General features: G+C 66.1%; 18 protein-coding genes. 6 read left to right on the top strand and 12 right to left on the bottom strand.

Annotated features, from left to right (window positions below; all coding sequences use genetic code 11):
* Positions 1–9: 9 nt before the first annotated feature.
* Positions 10–1,032 carry a phosphoribosylformylglycinamidine cyclo-ligase gene (gene purM, locus AC3WJE_RS08670; protein WP_493730414.1) on the bottom strand — a complete coding sequence of 341 codons (1,023 nt, stop codon included), beginning with the start codon at positions 1,030–1,032 and terminating at the stop codon, positions 10–12.
* Positions 1,033–1,169: 137 nt separating this feature from the next.
* Here purM and AC3WJE_RS08665 point away from each other — a divergent pair, with 137 nt between their 5' ends.
* Genes AC3WJE_RS08665 through hda form a run of 3 tightly spaced genes read left to right on the top strand, consistent with a single transcriptional unit; the run spans position 1,170 to position 4,134 of the window.
* A complete protein-coding gene (locus tag AC3WJE_RS08665; RefSeq protein ID WP_493730379.1) occupies positions 1,170–2,270 on the top strand; it encodes a DUF2066 domain-containing protein in 1,101 nt (366 codons plus the stop codon).
* On the top strand, positions 2,267–3,433 hold the full coding sequence (locus tag AC3WJE_RS08660) for an AI-2E family transporter (protein WP_493730378.1): 1,167 nt from the start codon (positions 2,267–2,269) through the stop codon (positions 3,431–3,433). The genes AC3WJE_RS08665 and AC3WJE_RS08660 overlap by 4 nt, the downstream gene beginning before the upstream one ends.
* Positions 3,430–4,134, top strand: a complete 705-nt coding sequence (hda, locus tag AC3WJE_RS08655; protein WP_493730377.1) for a DnaA regulatory inactivator Hda — start codon at positions 3,430–3,432, stop codon at positions 4,132–4,134. Before AC3WJE_RS08660 ends, hda begins: the two co-directional genes overlap by 4 nt.
* A 101-nt stretch (positions 4,135–4,235) precedes the next feature.
* Here the strand turns inward: hda and murU are convergent, their stop codons facing one another.
* The 4 genes from murU to AC3WJE_RS08635 form a co-directional block, all read right to left on the bottom strand.
* Complete coding sequence (gene murU, locus AC3WJE_RS08650; RefSeq protein ID WP_493730376.1) at positions 4,236–4,952, bottom strand: N-acetylmuramate alpha-1-phosphate uridylyltransferase MurU; 717 nt, start codon at positions 4,950–4,952, stop codon at positions 4,236–4,238.
* Positions 4,949–5,974 (bottom strand): aminoglycoside phosphotransferase family protein, encoded by a 1,026-nt coding sequence (locus AC3WJE_RS08645; protein ID WP_493730375.1) that lies wholly within the window; start codon positions 5,972–5,974, stop codon positions 4,949–4,951. The genes murU and AC3WJE_RS08645 overlap by 4 nt, the downstream gene beginning before the upstream one ends.
* A gap of 67 nt (positions 5,975–6,041) precedes the next feature.
* Positions 6,042–6,311 (bottom strand): GlsB/YeaQ/YmgE family stress response membrane protein, encoded by a 270-nt coding sequence (locus AC3WJE_RS08640; RefSeq protein ID WP_493730374.1) that lies wholly within the window; start codon positions 6,309–6,311, stop codon positions 6,042–6,044.
* A gap of 258 nt (positions 6,312–6,569) precedes the next feature.
* Complete coding sequence (locus AC3WJE_RS08635) at positions 6,570–8,063, bottom strand: M20 family metallopeptidase (protein ID WP_493730373.1); 1,494 nt, start codon at positions 8,061–8,063, stop codon at positions 6,570–6,572.
* A 199-nt stretch (positions 8,064–8,262) separates the two neighbouring features.
* Between AC3WJE_RS08635 and AC3WJE_RS08630 the strand changes: the two genes are divergently transcribed.
* From AC3WJE_RS08630 to AC3WJE_RS08620, 3 genes are all read left to right on the top strand, one after another.
* Positions 8,263–8,595, top strand: a complete 333-nt coding sequence (locus AC3WJE_RS08630; RefSeq protein ID WP_493730372.1) for a ComEA family DNA-binding protein — start codon at positions 8,263–8,265, stop codon at positions 8,593–8,595.
* Positions 8,596–8,937: 342 nt separating this feature from the next.
* Entirely contained in the window at positions 8,938–9,537 is a 600-nt protein-coding gene (locus AC3WJE_RS08625; RefSeq protein ID WP_493730371.1) for a HutD/Ves family protein, read from the top strand.
* 107 nt (positions 9,538–9,644) lie between these two features.
* The gene (locus AC3WJE_RS08620) at positions 9,645–10,253 is read left to right on the top strand and encodes a hypothetical protein (RefSeq protein ID WP_493730370.1); all 609 of its coding nucleotides are present in this window, start codon (positions 9,645–9,647) and stop codon (positions 10,251–10,253) included.
* A gap of 10 nt (positions 10,254–10,263) precedes the next feature.
* On the opposite strand, the gene AC3WJE_RS08615 is transcribed toward AC3WJE_RS08620, so the two are convergent.
* The 7 genes from AC3WJE_RS08615 to AC3WJE_RS08585 all read right to left on the bottom strand — a co-directional run bounded on the left by AC3WJE_RS08615 (position 10,264) and on the right by AC3WJE_RS08585 (position 18,396).
* Positions 10,264–11,862: a sulfite reductase subunit alpha gene (locus AC3WJE_RS08615; RefSeq protein WP_493730369.1), complete on the bottom strand. Its 1,599-nt coding sequence runs from the start codon at positions 11,860–11,862 to the stop codon at positions 10,264–10,266.
* Positions 11,859–12,836 carry an FAD:protein FMN transferase gene (locus AC3WJE_RS08610; RefSeq protein WP_493730368.1) on the bottom strand — a complete coding sequence of 326 codons (978 nt, stop codon included), beginning with the start codon at positions 12,834–12,836 and terminating at the stop codon, positions 11,859–11,861. The genes AC3WJE_RS08615 and AC3WJE_RS08610 overlap by 4 nt, the downstream gene beginning before the upstream one ends.
* A 232-nt stretch (positions 12,837–13,068) precedes the next feature.
* Complete coding sequence (locus tag AC3WJE_RS08605) at positions 13,069–13,872, bottom strand: DUF4198 domain-containing protein (protein WP_493730367.1); 804 nt, start codon at positions 13,870–13,872, stop codon at positions 13,069–13,071.
* 35 nt (positions 13,873–13,907) lie between these two features.
* The gene (locus AC3WJE_RS08600; RefSeq protein WP_493730366.1) at positions 13,908–14,429 is read right to left on the bottom strand and encodes a DUF2271 domain-containing protein; all 522 of its coding nucleotides are present in this window, start codon (positions 14,427–14,429) and stop codon (positions 13,908–13,910) included.
* A 21-nt stretch (positions 14,430–14,450) separates the two neighbouring features.
* A complete protein-coding gene (locus tag AC3WJE_RS08595; protein WP_493730365.1) occupies positions 14,451–15,092 on the bottom strand; it encodes a PepSY-associated TM helix domain-containing protein in 642 nt (213 codons plus the stop codon).
* 112 nt (positions 15,093–15,204) lie between these two features.
* Entirely contained in the window at positions 15,205–15,897 is a 693-nt protein-coding gene (locus AC3WJE_RS08590; RefSeq protein WP_493730364.1) for a Fe2+-dependent dioxygenase, read from the bottom strand.
* A 183-nt stretch (positions 15,898–16,080) separates the two neighbouring features.
* Positions 16,081–18,396 carry a catecholate siderophore receptor Fiu gene (locus AC3WJE_RS08585; RefSeq protein ID WP_493730363.1) on the bottom strand — a complete coding sequence of 772 codons (2,316 nt, stop codon included), beginning with the start codon at positions 18,394–18,396 and terminating at the stop codon, positions 16,081–16,083.
* Positions 18,397–18,477 lie beyond the last annotated feature (81 nt).

Here is an 18,477-nt window from a genome sequence, read left to right as displayed (position 1 = left end):
GCTCGCGGTTCAGCCGATGCGCACGCGTTCGCCGGCGTCGACCGTGACCACCTGGCCGATCTGCCAGTGCGCCAGACCCTGGCCATCCAGCGCCTGCTCCAGCGCCGCGACCTGGCTCGGGTCGGCCACCAGCACGAAGCCGATGCCGCAGTTGAAGGTGCGCCACATCTCCTCGTCGGCCACTGCGCCCTCGCGCTGCAGCCACTGGAACACCGGCGGCAACGGCCAGCGGCTGGCGTCGATGTCCAGGCCCAGGCCCTCGGGGATCACCCGGATGATGTTTTCGGTCAGGCCGCCACCGGTGACGTGGGCCATCGCGTGGATCGCCTCGCCGTGCGACTTCAGCAGCGCCAGCACCGGCTTGACGTACAGCGCGGTCGGCGCCATCAGCGCGTCGATCAGCTTGACGCCGCCGATGTCCAGGTCGGCCGGGGAGCCGGCACGCTCGTAGATCCGCCGCACCAGCGAATAGCCGTTGGAATGCGGGCCGGAGGAGGCGATACCGATCAACACGTCGCCGGCGCGGACCTTGGCGCCGTCCAGCAGTTCGGATTTCTCCACCGCCGCCACGCAGAAACCGGCCAGGTCGTACTCACCCGGCGGATACATGTCCGGCATTTCGGCGGTCTCGCCACCGATCAGGGCGCAGCCGCTCAGCTCGCAGCCGCGCGCGATGCCGCCGACCACCGCCGCGGCGGTGTCCACGTCGAGCTTGCCGGTGGCGAAGTAATCCAGGAAGAACAGCGGCTCGGCACCCTGCACCAGCACGTCGTTGACGCACATGGCGACCAGATCGATGCCGATCGTGTCGTGGCGGTTCAGCTGCTGGGCCAGCTTCAGCTTGGTACCGACGCCATCGGTGCCGGACACCAGCACCGGCTCGCGGTACTTGCCCGACAGGTCGAACAGCGCGCCGAATCCGCCCAGTCCGCCCATCACCTCCGGCCGGAAGCTGCGCTTGACCAGCGGCTTGATGCGCTCCACCAGGGCGTTGCCGGCATCGATGTCGACACCCGCTTCGCGGTAGGTCAGGGGCGTGGGAGCGGTGTGGGATGGGCTGGTCACGGGCGGCGGCTCGGCGGAAAGTGCGCGATTTTAGCAGCCACGTTGGCGCCCGGCCCGCATTCGGGCAACAATTCCCCCGGATACGTCGAGCCATGGAATTCTCAATGCGCCGTAGTTTGCTTGTTCTACTCGCCCTGGCGGCCGTGCTGCCGGTGGCGCCGGCCTTGGCCCAGACCGATCTGCGTACCGAAGGCGACGTGGCCAAGGCGCAGGGCGCCTACGAGGCGGAAGTCCCGGTCAACAGCCAGGCTGAGTCCGACCGGCCCGGTGGGCTGGCGCGTGCGCTGGGGGCGGTGCTGGGCAAGCTCTCCGGCGACCGCAACGTGATGGCCAGCCCCGGCGTGCCGCAGGCGCTGCGCGGCGCCAGTGGCTACGTCGAGAGTTACGACTACCGCCAGGACCAAGGCACCTCCGCGAGCGGGGCACCGACCTTCAAGACCACACTGGTGGCGCGTTTCCGTCAGGCCGATGTGGATGGTCTGATCGCCGCGCTCGGCCTGCCGGTGTGGCCGCAGCCGCGACCCAAGCCGGTGCTGTGGCTGGCGATCGACGACGGCAGTGGTCCGCGTCTGGTCGGCCTGCAGCAGGCCAATGCCGCGCGCAGCGTGCTGGATCGGGCGATCGAGCGCGGCTACCGGCTCGGTCTGCCGACCGGCGGTGCCGCCGAGCAGGCGCTGGTCGGGGCGATCTGGCGCCAGGACACCGCCGCGGTGGCGCGCGCCTCGGCCCGCTACAGCCCGCCGATGCAGCTGATCGGCAAGCTGTATCGCGCCGGCAGTGGCTGGACCGCGGACTGGGCGTTCGTCGATGACGGCAAGGTGCTCTCGACCTGGTCCACCAATGACGGTGACGCGCGCCGGGCGATGTCCGCTGGCGCCGACGGTGCCGCCGATGCGCTGGTCAAGCGCTACGCCAAGCGCGTGGAGACCGGCACGCCCGGCATCTACCGCGCCGTGTTCACCGGTATTCGCAGTGCCGACGACTACCTGCGCGTGTCCGCCGCGCTGCAGGGCGTGTCGGTGGTGCGCAGCATCCGTCCGGTCAAGGCTTCCGGCGACCGGCTCGAGGTCGATCTGGAACTGCTGACCGGCATCTCCGGCCTCAACCGCATGCTCGGCGACGATAGCCCGGTGGTGCCGGTGTCGGCACCGACCGACGGCCCGGTGATCCTCGACGGCGAGCGCGCCGAGTACCGCCTCAAATGAACCTGACCCCCGAGGCTGAAATCGCCCAGTTCCTGCGTACGTTGAAATGGGCCGCGCTGGGCGTGGGCGTGTTCTGGATCATCTGGCTGCTGGCGCCGGTGCTGACGCCGTTCGTGCTGGCGTTGCTGCTGGGCTGGCTGGGCGATCCGCTGGTCGACCGCGTCGAGCGCACCGGACGTTCGCGCAACACCGCAGTGGTGCTGGTGTTCGTGTTGATGCTGCTGCTGGTGGTGGTGGCGCTGATGATCCTGGTGCCGATGATCGAGCGGCAGATCGTCACCCTGATCAACGCCTTGCCGCAGATGCGCGACTGGGTGATCGGCACCGCGGTGCCGTGGATCGAGCAGAAGACCGGGCAGGAGCTGATGAGCTGGCTCGATCCGGAACGCCTGATCGAGTGGATCCGCGCGCACTGGCAGCAGGCCGGCGGGGTCGCCAAGACCTTCTTCGGCTACCTGTCGCGCTCGGGCTTCGCGATGGTCGCCTGGGTGCTCAACATCGCGCTGCTGCCGATCCTGACGTTCTACTTCCTGCGCGACTGGGACACGCTGGTCGAGCGTGTGGCGGCGGTCATCCCGCGCAAGTACATCGGCACGGTCAGCAGCCTGGCGCAGGAGTCCAACGAAGTGCTGGGCGCGTTCATCCGCGGCCAGTTCCTGGTGATGCTGGCGCTCGGCGTGATCTACGCCGGCGGGTTGTCGATCAGTGGCCTCAACCTGGGCCTGTTGATCGGCCTGGTGGCGGGTCTGATCAGTTTCATTCCGTACCTCGGCGCGACCACCGGCGTGGTGCTGGCAGTGCTGGCGGCGCTGGTGCAGGCGCAGGGCTTCGACCTGAAGCTGATGGTCGGGCTGGCGGTGACGTTCACGGTCGGCCAGCTGTTGGAGAGCTACGTGCTGACGCCGCGCATCGTCGGCGACAAGATCGGCCTGCATCCGGTGGCGGTGATCTTCGCGGTGATGGCAGGCGGCCAGTTGTTCGGCTTCCTTGGCATGCTGCTGGCGCTGCCGGTGGCGGCGGTGGCCAACGTGCTGCTGCGCTATGCGCATGACCGCTATCGCCACAGTGAGCTGTACGCGGGCGACCCGTCGACGATCCTGCTGGATACCCACGTCGACAAGCACGTGGTGATCGAGCTGCCGAAGGACGGCAATCCGACGTGAGCGTTCCGCAGTTGCCGCTGGCCCTGCGTTATCCGCCGGACCAGCGTTTCGAAAGCTATGTCGCCGCTCCGGAAGGGGTCATCGAACACCTGCAGGCGATGGCCGCCGGCACGGTGGGCGAGTGGCTGTATCTCGTCGGCCCGGCCGGCAGTGGCAAGACCCATCTGGCGTTGTCGTTGTGTGCCGCCGCCGAGCAGGCCGGTCGCTCCGCGGCCTACCTGCCGTTGCTGGCAGCGGCAGGCCGGTTGCGCGAGGCACTGGAGGCACTGGAAGGCCGCGACGTGATCGCGCTCGATGGTCTGGAGCGCATCGCCGGCAATCGCGACGACGAGGTGGCGCTGTTCGACTTCCACAACCGTGCGCGCGCGGCTGGCGTGACGCTGCTCTATACCGCGCAGTCCGCCCCCGATGCATTGGCGCTGGTGTTGCCGGATCTGCGTTCGCGGCTGTCGCAATGCACGCGGATCAACCTGTCGGCGCTGGACGATGCCGGCCGCGCCGCAGTGCTGCGCGATCGTGCGCAGCGACGCGGACTGGTGCTGGAGGATGCGGCGATCGACTGGCTGCTGGTCCACAGCGATCGCGAGCTGGCGACGCTGGTGACGCTGCTTGACCGGCTCGATCGCGAGTCACTCGCGGCCAAACGGCGTGTCACCGTGCCGTTCCTGCGCCGGGTGCTGGGCGAATCAAAAGTCCCGTAGGAGCGGCTTCAGCCGCGATGGGGCATTTCCGATTTTCTGTGGGAGGGGCTTTAGCCCCGACAGGGTTTCCAGGCAAAGCCCCATCGCGGCTGAAGCCGCTCCTACGAGGGCTGTGACTGCAGCCATGTGTCGAGCTGGTGCAGCCGCTCCGGCGTGCCCACGTCGGTCCAGCGCCCACGGTGATGTTCGCCGGTAACCTTTCCGGCCTGCATCGCGGCGCGCAGCAACGGTGCCAGCTTGAAGCGTGGTGGTGTTTCTTCGGCGCCCGTGGCCGAGCCGATCACTTCACGCCAGCCGGCCAGCAGCGCCGGTCGGTACACACCGATCCCGGCGAAGGTCAGCGCGGGTTGCCCGGTTTCGCGATCACGCAGCTGTCCGTCGTCCAGTAACTGGAAATCGCCTGCTGGATGGTGAGCCGGGTTGTCGACCAGCACCAGATGCGCCTCGCCCTGCAGTGACTGCGGTAGCCGCGCGAAGTCGAAATCGCTCCAGATATCGCCATTGATCGCGATGAACGGCGCATCGTCCAGCAGCGGTAGGGCGTGCAGCATGCCGCCGCCGGTTTCCAGCGGTACCGGTCCTTCGAACGAGTAATGCAACTGCACGCCAAAGCGGCTGCCGTCGCCAAGCGTCTGCGGAAACTGCTCGGCCAGCCACGAGGTATTGATCACGACATCGCGAACGCCGAGCGCGGCCAGCCGGCGCAGGTGCCAGACGATCAGTGGTTCGCCGCCGGCCACCAGCAGCGGCTTGGGCGTGTGGTCAGTGAGCGGTCGCATGCGCTCGCCCAGGCCTGCGGCGAAGATCAGCGCCTTCATGCGCCGGCCTGGGCTTCGCGCGCAGCCAGCGCCGGTCGAATGCGTGTATCGAGCAACTGCTGCAGCGGCTGCAGTTGCGGATGACGCGGCAGCACCTCATCGAGGTAGGTGATGAAGCGCGGTACGTTGCGCAGGTACCAGTCCTTGCCGTCGCGGTAGTTCAGGCGCGAGAAGATGCCCAGGTTCTTCAGATGACGCTGCACGCCCATCCAGTCCGCATCGCGCAGGAATTGTTCGCGGTCGGCGGGCACCGGGATGCCGGATTCGACGGCGCGGGCGTGGTAGCGCGCCAGCCAGCCATCGACCCGCGCCAGCGGCCAGCTCACCGAGGTGTCCTTGAACAGGCTGACCGGGTCATAGGCAACCGGTCCGAGCACGCAGTCCTGGAAATCCAGCACCGCCGGCCCATCCGCGACCGGCATCAGATTGCGCGGCATGAAGTCGCGATGCACCAGCACGCGTGGCTGCGCCAGCGCGTTGTCCATCAGCCGGCGCTGCACGAGTTGCAGTTGCTCGGCTTCGCCGCAGTCCAGCGTGATGCCCAGATGGCGGCCGAGGAACCATTCTTCGAACAATCCCGCGTCGCGTTGCAGCAGCGCCTCGCCGAACTGGCCGATATCGTCCGGCGGCGTGATCTTCTGCAATGCGAGCAATTGGCTGATCGCTGCGTCTAGCAGTGCATCGGCATTCGAATCGTCGAGTACCTGCGCCAGGGTGGGGCCGCCGAGGTCTTCCAGCAGCAGGAATCCGAGTTCGACATCCTGCGCCAATACCTGCGGCACGCGTACGCCGCCGTCTGCCAGCATCTGTCGCATACGCAGCCAGGGGCGCACGTCTTCAAGCCCGGGTGGGGAATCCATCACGATCCGCGACGGGCCGTGGCCCTCGCTGCGCCAGTAGCTGCGGAAGCCGGCGTCGACCGAGGCTCGGACCAGACGCGCTGCGGCATCGTCGAGGGCTTGCCGCGCCCAGCGCAGGCGCTGCGGTTCGCGGAGGGTATTGCTGTCAGTGGCTTGCGTCATCGCATACAGGAAAACGGGGCGGGCGCTACGGGCGTCCGCCCTCGAGGAAACGGGAAGGGGGGCGTGCTCAGGACTTGCGGGTGAACAATCGCAGCAGCACGAGGATCGCCACCGCACCGAGCAGCGCAGCGAGGAACCCGGCCGGCTCGCCGGCGACGTACCAGCCCATGTAGCGGCCGAACCACCCGGCCACCACCGCACCGCCGATACCGAGCACGATCGTCAGCAGGCAACCCATGCGGTTGTTGCCCGGCATGAAGAAACGCGCAAGCAGGCCGACCACGAAGCCGACCAGGATGATGTAGAGCCAGCTACCGCTTCCGAACAGTCCGCTCATAGGGGCACTCCGGTGGGAAACGCAGCGCAGACTAGCATCTGGGGATGCTCCGGGGCTCGGCTTGGGTTTTGAAGCAAGGATTCGAGATTGGCAAGAGCTTGCTTCGGGAAGCTTGCTGTTGTGGGAGGGACTTCAGTCCCGACAGCCTGTACCAGCCCACTGTCGGGGCTGAAGCCCCTCCCACAAAAAAACCTAAGCGAAAAGCTCCACAGCCGGTTACAGGGAATCGAGATCGAAAAGGCTTTCCCGATTCCCGATTCAGCAGCAGCCGTGGTCACCATGACGGCTGCCGCTGTCGGCAGCCACCGGCGAGCCGCTGGTCTCCCCGCGCAGGCTGGCCGCATGGTGCTCGGCGATCACCTTGGACACACAGGCAGTGACGCGCTTGCCCATCGGGATATGCAGGAACTCGTTCGGGCCATGCGCGTTCGAATGCGGGCCGAGCACGCCGGTGATCATGAACTGGGCGCCGGGGAATTTCTCGCCGAGCATGCCCATGAACGGGATCGAGCCGCCTTCACCCATGTACATCGCCGGCTTGCCGAAGAACGCCTGGCTGGCCGCATCGATCGCCTGCGCCAGCCAAGGTGCCATGGCCGGTGCGTTCCAGCCGGTCGAAGCCTTCTCCAGTTCCAGCGTGACCTGCGCGCCGTTGGGCGGGTCGCGCAGCAGCGCTTCCTTCAACAGTTCACCACTGCGCTTGCCATCGGCGGTCGGGGGCAGGCGCAGCGACAGCTTTACCGAGGTAAACGGACGCAGCACATTGCCGGCCGATTCCAGTGGCGGGATACCGCCAACACCGGTTACCGACAGCGCCGGGCGCCAGGTGCGGTTGAGCACCAGCTCGGTCAGGTCCTCGCTCATCGGCTTCAGGCCTTCCACCAGCGGGAACTTGTCGAAGATCGCGGTATCGACCACCTCGGCGGCGCGCCTGGCCTGTTCCAGCCGCTCGGCCGGCACTTCCACGTGCAGGTCGTCGAGCAGGATGCGGCCGGTCTTCTCGTCCTCGATCCGCGACAGCAGCTGGCGCAGCAGGCGGAAGCTCGACGGCACCACGCCGGAGGCATCGCCGGAATGCACGCCTTCCTCCAGCACCTTGACGGTCAGGTTGCCGCCGGTCAGGCCGCGCAGCGAGGTCGTGCACCACAGCTGGTCGTAGTTGGCGCAGCCCGAATCCAGGCACACCACCAGCGACGGCTTGCCGATCCGATCGGCCAGATGGTCGACGTAGGCGGGCAGGTCGTAGGAGCCGGATTCCTCGCAGGCCTCGATCAGGATCACGCAGCGCGCATGCGGCAGGCCCTGCTCCTGCAGCGCCATGATCGATGCCAGCGAGCCGAAGATCGCGTAGCCGTCGTCGGCACCGCCACGGCCATACAGCTTGTCGCCGCGCAGTACCGGCTTCCACGGGCCGAGGTCCTCGTCCCAGCCGGTCATCTCCGGCTGCTTGTCGAGGTGGCCGTAGAGCAGCACGGTGTCATCGCCGGTTTCCGGGCCGCTGGCCGGGATTTCCAGCAGGATCAACGGCGTACGGCCTTCCAGGCGGACTACTTCGACCTGCAGGCCGGCGATCTTCTGCGCCCGGGCCCAGTCCTCCATCAGCGTCACGGCTTGGTCCATGTAGCCATTGGCGACCCAATGGGTGTCGAACATCGGCGACTTGTTGGGGATACGGATGTAATCGACCAGCTGCGGGACGATGTCCTGGTCCCATTTGTCGCTGACGTACTGGTCGATCTTGCGGCTATCCATCGAAGACTCCGAATACATGACGAGGCCACCAATTCTACCCTTGCCGCCTTTGTAGGAATTTCCCTACAAGACCGCGCGCGGTTTACCGGCTGTGTGAACGGTGGGTCGACGATAGGCTTTGTCCCATGTGGCGCGGGACACTTTCTGGGCCGGCAGGAATGCCGGCAAGGACCCATCCCAAGCCACAAGGAGCGTTGCCATGAAGTCTTTTGCCGTAGTCCTGCAGTCTCTGTTTCTGGCGTTGCTGTTATCCGTCACGGCCCATGCGGCCGAGAAGGTCAACATCAACACGGCGAATGCCGCCGATCTGGACAGGGTGCTGGTGAACGTCGGGCCCGCCAAGGCGCAGGCCATCGTCGAGCATCGCCAGGCCAACGGTCCCTTCAAAAGCGTCGAGGAACTGGCGCTGGTCAAGGGAATCGGACTCAAGACGGTCGAACGGAATCGAGACCTGATCGAGGTGGGAGTCGGGACGGCTCCTGCAGCGAAGGCTGCCAAGGCGGCGGCTGTGAAGCCGGTGCAAAGACGTTGAGGGGAATGGACATCAGCAATACGGTTCGACGCAGGACGCGTGGCCGCAACCTATCTGGGCAGGAAGTCTAGGGGAAGGCTGGAAGCCGACAAGGACGTAGATATCGCCCGGTGTTGCACATTGACGTGCAGCCGGGCGATTTTTTTGGTCGGTCCTTGCAGGTACTGTCTCCCCACGTGGATACGAGGGCGATGCAGCCGCGCGGGGCTGTGCAACGGCCACCCGGATGTGGCCTGGGCTTCCAGATCGCGCTTCATGCGGGGGACGTGTGATGTCAGGTCAGCAGTCCGGTGGACGTAGTCCGGACTCGCAGCCGTCGAGCGGGGAAGGCACAATGACGCGATGTCTGTCCTGCATGACTTGAACGCCCCGTCCCGCGTGATTTCTGCTGTGGATTACCGACGGGAGCGCTGGCGCAATGGCCAGGGCTGGACGCGCGAGATCCTGCGCCTGCCAGACGGGGACGACTGGCTACTGCGGTTGTCGATCGCCGAGATCGAGTGCGATGCGGCGTTCTCCGCTTTTCCCGGTATCGATCGCGAGCTGGTGTTGTTGCAGGGCAATGGCCTGCGCCTGCGCTTTGACGATGGACGTGTCGATACGTTGTTGCCGCCCTACCAACGTGCCCGGTTCGCGGGCGAGGCGGGCGTGACCGGCGAACTGCTCGACGGCATTACCCACGACTTCAACGTGATGTGGCGACGCGGTGCGCTGCGCGTGGAACTGCTGCATCGTCCACTGGTCGGGCCGATGCTGTTTTTCACCGAGTCGGAGGTGGCCTGGGTCGTCCACCTGCTTGGCGGACATGCCGGTTTCGATGCAGAAAGTGGTCTGCCGGACATGGCCGCGGGCGATACGGCGTGGCTGGGAGCCGGCACGCGCCGGCGCCATGCGATCGACGGCGGCGGCGAGCTGTTGGCGATCCGGGTCTCGCCGGCCTGACGGTCTTTGCCACGCCTGACATGCGCTCGCATCCGGCTGGCAACTCCCCGATGGAGACTGCATGAGTCAAACCCGGTGTGCCTCGCATCGGGCAGGGGATCTCCGTTATGAGCAGTCTGAGCATCGGCGCCGGCTCTGCGTACACCGCGTACGCGATGATGAGTGCGCGCAGTGTTCAGCAGAGCGGGGCGTCGGAGCAGCCCAGTCCGATGGCGCAGATGCTCGGCGCGCTTGAGGGCGATGAGGACGAGGGCACCCCCGCGACGAGTGAGCATTCCAAGGCGATACCGGCCAGCGCCGAGGAACCGTCCGCGGACATCGATGTGGAAGGCCTGCTCGAGATGATGGGCCAGAGTGATGACGACAGTTCCGGCGACGGCGAGTTCGGTCATGGGTTGCAGTCACCGCAGGACGATGAGCAGAGCGTGACGTCGTTGCTGGATGGCGATGGGAATGGCGCAATCGACGGCGATGCCTCGAACGTGCGGTTCTTCAACTATGGCGGCCAGCTGTCGGCGTTGATGTCGCAGAGTGATACTGACCGCTTCGGGACGTTCGGCATGCAGTCGCTGCAGGATGCCCAGTCAGTGCCATCCGATGATGCGCTGTCGAATGGGCAGCGGGCAGAGCCGTTCGTGCAGTTCGCGCTGGGGCAGTACCAGAGCATTGCCAGTCTCAACATCACTACGACCGCGTTGTTCGATTTCGCGGCCTGACGGCGGTCGCTCAGTAGACATCGCGCCGGTAACGGCCCTGCAGCGACAGTTGTTCGCGGGTGGGCGCGCCGAGGATGTCATCCAGCGCCTGGTCCAGCTCCGGCGCCATGCCCCGCAGGCTGCCGCAGATGTAGATCGCGGCGCCATCGACGACCCATTCGCGCAACGTATCGGCGGCCTCGCGCAGCCGGTGCTGCACGTAACGCGCGGTGCCTGCGTCATCGCGCGAGAACACCGTGTCGAGGCGCTCCAGCCAGCCATCGTGCTGCCAGTCATGCAGGTCCTGGGCGAAGTGCAGGTCGAAGGCGGCATTGCGCTCGCCGAACAGCAGCCAGTTGCGTCGCGCGCCGGCGGCAACGCGTTCGCCCAGGTGCGCGCGCAAGCCGGCGATGCCGGTGCCGTTGCCGATCAGGATCATCGGCAGCGACGGCGCCGGGCCATGGAAATTCGGATTGCTGCGGATGCGCAGCGCGATGTCCTCGTTGGCTTGGGCATGACGGCACAGCCAGCCGCTGCCCAGTCCGGGATGGCCTTGCGCGTCGGTATGCAGGCGTAGCAAAAGTTCGAGTTGGCCTTCTGCCGGGATCGAGGCGATCGAGTACTCGCGGTGCGGGAGCGGTTGCAGGCTGCGCACCAGCGTCGTGGGATCGATATGACCGGCGGGCGTCGGCAGGCGCGAATCACGCAGCCACTCGCGCAGCGGTCGGTCGTCGATCACCTGTGTGCCGTCCAGCGCGTGCGTCTGCAACCAGGTCTCCACCTCGGCGACGGCATGGCGAGGGCCGATCTCGGCGATGTCGCCGGCTTTCCAGTCCGGCAGCGGTCCTTGCGCAGGCACCAGGGCGAGACGGTAGACCTCACCCCCGGCGCTGCCGGCGTTGAGCAAGTTCCGTTGCTGCAACCGCCACGGGCCATAGCGGGGCCTTTCCCAGTCCGGCAGCGTCGAAGGCTGGTTGCCGAGCTGGGCCAGCAGCGATTGCCATTGGCGCAAGGCCTCGGGGGCGGCGCTGTCCACGTCGATCCGGTCGAACAGCGCATGCGCACCGCGATGCTGCAGCCATTGTTCGAGCTGATGGCCGAACGCGCAGAAGTTGCCGTAGCTGCGATCGCCCAGCGCCAGCACTGCGTAGTGCAGTGACGACAGCGACGCGTCCAGCTTCATCACGTTGCGCAGGAACGGCAGCGCGTGGTCGGGCGGATCGCCCTCGCCGGTGGTGCTGACGATGAACAGGATGCGTTGGCCTGAGGCCAGGCGCGTGGCGTCGAGCTGGTCGAGCGGCAGTGCGATGGCCGGTTCGCCCACGTTGACCAGCGCTTCCACACTGTGTTCGGCCAGCTCGCGCGCGAAGCCGGTCTGGCTGGCCCAGATGACCAGAAAGCCTGCGCGGTCGTTGCTGTTGTTCTGAGGGCTGCGCGAGCGCCATCCGATCCAGCCGCATCCGGCGAGGTAAGCGAGCAGGGCCGCGCCTGCCAGCCACCAGCGCTCGGGCAGTGGTGGTGCGATCCACCAGTCGCCACCGTGCAGACGCAGCAGCGCGGTGGCGATCAACGCCAGCAGTGCGAATGCGGTGAGGTTGCCGGCGACGCTGCGCGAGGCGGTGTCGCTCATGCGCGTACTTCGAGATGGCGCACGAAGGCCTGGCTCATGTGCTCGGCCACGCCATCCGCCGTGCGGGCGAGGAAACGCACAGCGAGTCCCTGCGCGTCGGCCAGGGCAATGCCTTGATCGGGGCCGAGCACGGTGAAGGCGGTCGCCCAGGCATCGGCGTGGGTGGCGTCATCGGCGATCACGGTGACCGCCGCGGCAGCGCGTTCGACCGGCCGCCCCAGGCGTGGATCGAAGGTGTGCGAGTAGCGTTGCCCGTCATCGGCATCGAAGCGGTGCCAGCGATCGCCTGAGGTCGCTACCGCCAACCCGTCGAGTGCGAGCACGCGCGGCGGCAGGCCGGATGCGTCGTCTTCTTCGGGGGCCGATTCCACCAGCACGCGCCACGGTTGTCCGTCGGGTTTGTGTCCATAGCCGAACAACTCGCCGCCGACTTCCACCAGCGCGCTGGCGATGCCGCGTGCGCGCAGGTGACGTTGCACGACATCCACGCCGTAGCCCTTGGCGATTCCGGACAGGTCCAGTTCGAGGCTGCCGGGTTGCAGCAGTTCGCGGGTTTCGGCGCGCCATTGCAGGCGGGTCCAGCCGCTGCGGATGCGGGCGGTGTCGATGTCGAGCGGCGTCGGCACGCGCTGCGCGCCGGCGTGCGCGCCGAAACCCCACAGCGCGACCATCGGCCCGACGCTGGGATCGAACGCGCCGTCACTGGCCTGGGTGACATCGAGTGCGGCATGCATCACCTCGGCGAAGCCCTCGGGCAGGCGCTGCCAGCTGCCGGCCTCGGCGCGGTTGTAGCGGCTGATGTCGGAGTCCGGTTCCCAGGTGCTCATCTGCGCCACCACCATGTCCAACGCCTGCTGGATGCCGGCATGGATCGGGTGCAGGTCGTGGTGGCGCGGGACGACCAGCTTGACGCTCCAGGTCGTGCCCATGGTCTGGCCGCCGAGCGTGGCGATGTCGAGGGAGGCGTGGGGCATCGGAGGATGGGATGAGATGAGTCGTCGTCCCCGCGAAGGCGGGTACCTGGTGTCTTGGCTTCAACAGCGCCAGATCTGAACAAGTCCGTTTTTGTACGTGGGCCTTGAAATCGCCCGTCATTCCCGCGAAAGCGGGAATCCATGGACTTTGTTTCTCGACGGCTTAACGTCCATGGATTCCCGCTTTCGCGGGAATGACGGGATGCTAGCGGTTGGGTTACTGCCGGTTGGGTTACTGCGGCAACACTTCCAACGTAACCACGTAGCTCAGACGACGCTGCTTGGCCTGCGGCACCGTGGTCTTGGTGTCCTCGGTGCCGGTTTCCAGCCAGTACATGCCCGCTTCCGGCCAGGTCACCGAGAACGCGCCCTGCGCATCGGTCTTCACCTTGATCTCGTCCTGCGCGTTGCGATAGCGGGTGCCGCCACGGACGATCTCGATTTCCAGACCTGCGGCCGGCTTGCCATCGATCTGCAGCTTGAACTGCGCCGGCTCGCCAGCGAACAAGTCGTTGGGATGCGTCACCGGGATCAACTCGATGCCCTTGCCGGTCGGCTTGAGCGCGGTGTCGTTCGGCGCGCCGTTGGTCACGAAGGTCTCCACGCGGCCAAGCGACTGCGAGACCTGCAGATCCTGCGCGTTCTTCGGTACCTCGGTGGCGAAGCTCGCTTCATTGCCGCGCCAGCGCTTGGGCTTGCCGTCTTCCTTCCAGTTGGCGAACAGGCCGTTGTTGATGATCGCAAGACGGTAGGTGCCGGTCTGCTTGAGCTGCAGGTCGAACACGCTGCGATAGCGGCCGGTGGCGGGGTTTTCCGGCTGCTGCTGGCTGCCATCCGGTGCGGTGATCACCAGGTTTTCCAGGCGCAGCGGCACGTGGTTGAAATAGAACAGGTCGTTGGAGACCGCGCCGTCCACGGTGATCCACGGTTGCTCGCCGGCGATCACGGTCTGCGACGGCAGCAGCCACGCCTTGTGGGCGAGTGCGGAGAACGGCAGCGTGGCGAGCACGGCGACCAGTACGAGGGAACGCTTCATGGACACTCCTGTGAGGATGGATCGAGGGAAAGAACTCACGGCTTGGCGACCAACGTCACCGCGCCCAGCTCGCTGTTGCCCTGGGCGTTGCCGTTCTGCGTGGTCTTGGCAGGCCAGCTGAAGGGGATCTTCACCAGCTCGCGTCCACCGACCTCGCGTGCGGTCTCGACCACCAGCGTGTACTCGCCGGGCGCTAGGCTCTTCAGCTGCGGCTGCTGGTCGGTGAACGACAGCGCATGCTTGCCGGCCGGGCGAGTCGGGCCGGTCACGCCATCGACCGGTACCTGCAGCGTGCGGCCGCTCTTGCGCCACCACTGGCGCAGGTCGGGCAGCCACTTGGTGCCATGGCCTTCGGCGGTGTCCTTGGATTGGTACCAGACCGCCAGATTGGCGGCGACCTTCTGGTCGGCGCCTTCGATCCAGATCGCCACGTACGGGCGGTGGTATTCGGCGACGTTGAGCTTGGGAATCTCGACATTGACGTCGAGCGTGGTCGCATAAGCCGGCATGGTCAGCAGGCCGCTCAAGGCGATGGTGAGGGTAACGGTGGCGCGCATGGAATCTCTCCGGGCTTGGATTCAGTGGATCAGGAGCAGGGCGATCAGCAGCGGGACGAGCAGTCCCAGGCCGACCAAGGGCCAGGTCATGCGGCGCTGGCGGGCGTGCATCTGCAACAGGAACAGCCCGGTGATGCAGAACACCAGGCAGGCGACCGCGAACAGGTCGATGAACCAGCTCCACGCCGGCCCGGCATTGCGGCCCTTGTGCAGGTCGTTGAAGTAGGAGATCCAGCCGCGGTTGGTGGCTTCGTATTCGACCGCGCCGCTGCTGCGGTCGATGCTGAGCCACGCGTCTGCGCCCGGGCTTGGCATCGACAGGTAGATTTCATCGCTGGACCATTCCGCCGCCTGCCGGCCGAGCGAGAGCGAAAGTTCGCGATCCAGCCAGGCCGTGACGCTATCGGGCAGCCGTGCATTGCCGTCCTCGCGCTCGCCGAGTGCGTGCAGCAGCGGCGCGGGCAGGGTGGCGCTGCGGTTGGTCACGACCGGCTTGGCTTCGATGCGCGCAGCGTGGTTCAAGGTCAGCCCGGTCGCCGCGAATACCAGCATGCCGATCAGGCAGATCGCCGAGCTGATCCAATGCCATTGGTGCAGCGTCCGCAGCCAGAAGCCACGACGTTGGCGCGCCGTGGCGAGGTCGGTGGCGGGCGGAGTAGACAACGGTGGTGGTCGGTCGGCTGGAAAGGAGGTCATTCTACAGAAATGAGAATTGATCTCAATTAATGGGTTTCATGCACAACGCACCAGCGCGATGTTGGTTGACCGCGCACGATCAGGTCTCCGACCACTCCCTCAACAGGTTGTGATAGAGGTTGGTGAGCTTGAGCAGGGCATTACGATCCGCGCCGGAGGTGGTCAAGGTCTGGATCGCCGTATCGAGTTCGAGCAGTTGCTGTCGGCGCGTGCCGTCGCGCACCAGGCTCTGTACCCAGAAGAACGACGCGAGCCGGGCGCCACGCGTCACCGGTGTAACCCGATGCAGGCTGCTGGAGGGATACAGGATCAGGTCGCCGGCCGGCAGTTTGACCTCGTGCTCGCCGTAGGTGTCGCTGATGATCAACTCGCCGCCGTCGTAGTCCTCCGGCTCGCACAGGAACAAGGTGCAGGAAATGTCGGTACGTAGCGTCATCGCCTGCTGGGTCGCGCTGGCGGCGAGCGTCATGACCGCCCCGTCGACGTGGAAACCGTATTCGCCACCACCCTCGTAGCGGTTGAAACGCGGCGGAATCGTGCGCAACGGCAGTGCCGCGGCGAAATAGAGCGGACTGCGCGCGAGTGCTTTCAGCACTGCCTGACCGAGTTCCTGTTTGAGCGGCGAAGCATCGGGCAACTGCAGGTTGCGTTTGACCTGCGCGCCTTGCGCGCCGACGGTTTCGCGCCCATCGGTCCAGTCGGCACTGTCGAGTGCCTGGCGGAAATGGGCCACCTCGTCGGTGGTCAGGATTCCGGGGATGTGCAGCAGCATGGCGTGCTCCTGGAAAAGGTCTCCGTTCGTATCATGATGCGAGCGGCGCCGCATCTGTGTGGGAGGGACTTTAGTCCCGACGCTTAGCTGGTAGCCGTCGGGACTGATGGCCCTGGGCCACCCGGAGTCCCTCCCACAAGTGCTTTCTGCTTCAGGGGGCTGCGGAAAGCGCCCCGCAGCGGATCAGAACTTCAGGTTGGCCGTCAGCTGTGCCGAGCGCGGTGCGCCGGGCGAGTAGCGGAAGCCGCTCTTGTTGATGCCGGCCACGTAGTCCTTGTCGAACACGTTGTAGACGTTCAGACGCAGCTCGAAGTGGTCGTTGATCGGATAGGTCGCGACCGCGTCCCATACCGAGTACGACTTGACGAATGCCGGGGTGCCGATCGCACCGTCGGTGCCGCGCTTCATTTCGCCGGAGTAGCGCACGCCGCCGCCGACCGTCAGCTTGAACGGCAGGGTGTAGGTGGTCCAGGCGGTGAAGGCGCTGTCCGGCGTGTAGGCCAGGTCCGCGCTCTTGTCCTGCGAGACGTTAGGGCCTTGCTCCACCTTCGCATCCATCTTGGTGTAGCCGGTGGAGAGCGACCAGTTCTCGGAGAGCTTGCCCACCGCCGACAGTTCAACACCCTTCACTCGCTTCTCGGCGGTCTGGTAATACACCCCGTCGTTGCCTTGCTGGATATCGTTGGTGACGTCGGTCTGGAACAGCGCCAGCGTTACGAACAGGTTGTCATCCAGGAAGTTCCACTTGGTGCCGATTTCAGCAGTCTTAGCCTTCTGCGGATCGTATATCGGGTTGTTGGCGTTGTTGACCGCCGAACTCAGCTCCAGTGAACTGCCGCCCGGGGGCTGCTGGGAGATCGCGTAGTTGGCGTACAGGCTGGCGTTGTCTGCCACCTTGTAGACCGCGCCGAGCTTCCAGTTGAACAGTGTGTCGGAAACATCGGCGTCCGGGTTCACCACGATGGTGCAGGGCGCCGCCGTGGTGGTGGCAGTAGTGCAGGACAGACTCTTGAAGTCGGTCTTATAGTGGTCCAGACGCACGCCGCCGGTGACCAGGAAGCGGTCGCCGAACTTCAACGTATCGAAGGCGTAGACCGAGAACGTGGTGGTCGTGCCCTTGCTGTACGCGCCGTTGCGCGCGCTGACCAGCGGCGTGGTGTTCCAGTCGGGGTTGTACAGGTTGGCCGGGTTGGCGGCGATCCAGTTGGCTCGATCGACGATGTTGCGGCCCCAGCTCTGCAGTTCCTCGCGCGTGGCCTCGACGCCGGTGCTGAGGTTGTGCACGATCGCGCCGGTGGCGAAGTCCACACGCAGGTTCAGCTGGTCGGTGATGATCGTGTACTGCTGATCCTTGAAGGTCGGCTGGGTACGCGCCACCGTCCAGGTGGACGGGTCGTTGACGTTCGGCGTCTTCAGGTTGGCCAAGTTAGGCATGAAGGCGAACAGCAGGTAATCCTGATCGTTGCGGCCCCAGCGTGCGGTATTGGTCAGCTTGACCGACTCGGAGAAGTCATGCTCGAAGCGGAACGTGGCCATCTTCGCGGTGACGTCGTCGTGGTCATAGCGTGTCCCGTAGAAGTTCTGGGTATCCACACGGGCCGCATTGGTCAGCCACGCACGGCTGGAGTCCGGTGTGAGGTAGCCAGGCAGGCCGATGGTCGGCACGCCGCCGTCCGGCACGTTGTCCTGCTTCACGTACAGCAGGTCGAAGTAGTAGCGGGTATCGGTGTCCAGACCGAACGCCAGCGTCGGTGCGATGCCCCAGCGCTTGTTGTTGACGTGGTCGCGGCCGACCGCATCGCTGTCCTGGCCGACCACGTTCACGCGCAATGCGCTGGTCGCGCCGAGCGTCTGGTTCCAGTCGGCGGTGACGCGGCGCTGGTTGTCGGTGCCGCCGGTGATCGACGCGCTCAGCGCGTCGGTGGTGAACGGCTGCTTGGTGATCAGGTTGATCGCGCCGGTGGGTGCGCTGCGGCCGTTGTCGGTGCCGGCGGGACCCTTCTCGACTTCGATCTGCTCGATATTGAAGACGTCGCGCGAGATCGAACCGAGATCGCGGATGCCATCGACGAAGATGCTGCTCGAGGTGTCGAAGCCGCGCATGTAGATCGCATCGCCGGTGGTGGTGTTGCCGTTCTCGCCGACGTAGAACGTGCCCACGCCCGGGCTGTTGCGCAGCGCCTCGGTGAGGGTGGTGGCGCCCTGCTCATTGAACAGGTCCTTGCTGATCACGTTGATGGTCTGCGGGGTGTCGATCAGCGCCTGGGTGAACTTCGGCGAGGACGGGGTCTCGACCAGGTAGCGCTTGGTGCGATCAGCCTGGACGCTGACCTTGTCCAGCGTGGTCGGCTGGTCGACAGGCGTTTCGGCCGCGAATGCGGGGGAGGCCAGGCCCAGGCTGCCGAGCAATGCGGCGGCGGTGAGCGTCTGGGCAGAGGCCTGGGAGAGCGGGTGCTTACGGCTTTTGATCGTGGGGGTCATCGTGACGTACGGATTCAAGGAGGGCTTCCGGTTGCGGCCAGCCGGCCCGGTCCTGGGGATCGGGAGGCTGTGTGGAGAAACCGGGAGCGTTAGGCCAGA

The sequence above is a fragment of the Pseudomonas sp. GW821-FHT07E12 genome (assembly GCF_058986605.1).
This window is presented reverse-complemented; position numbering and strand designations above follow the sequence as displayed.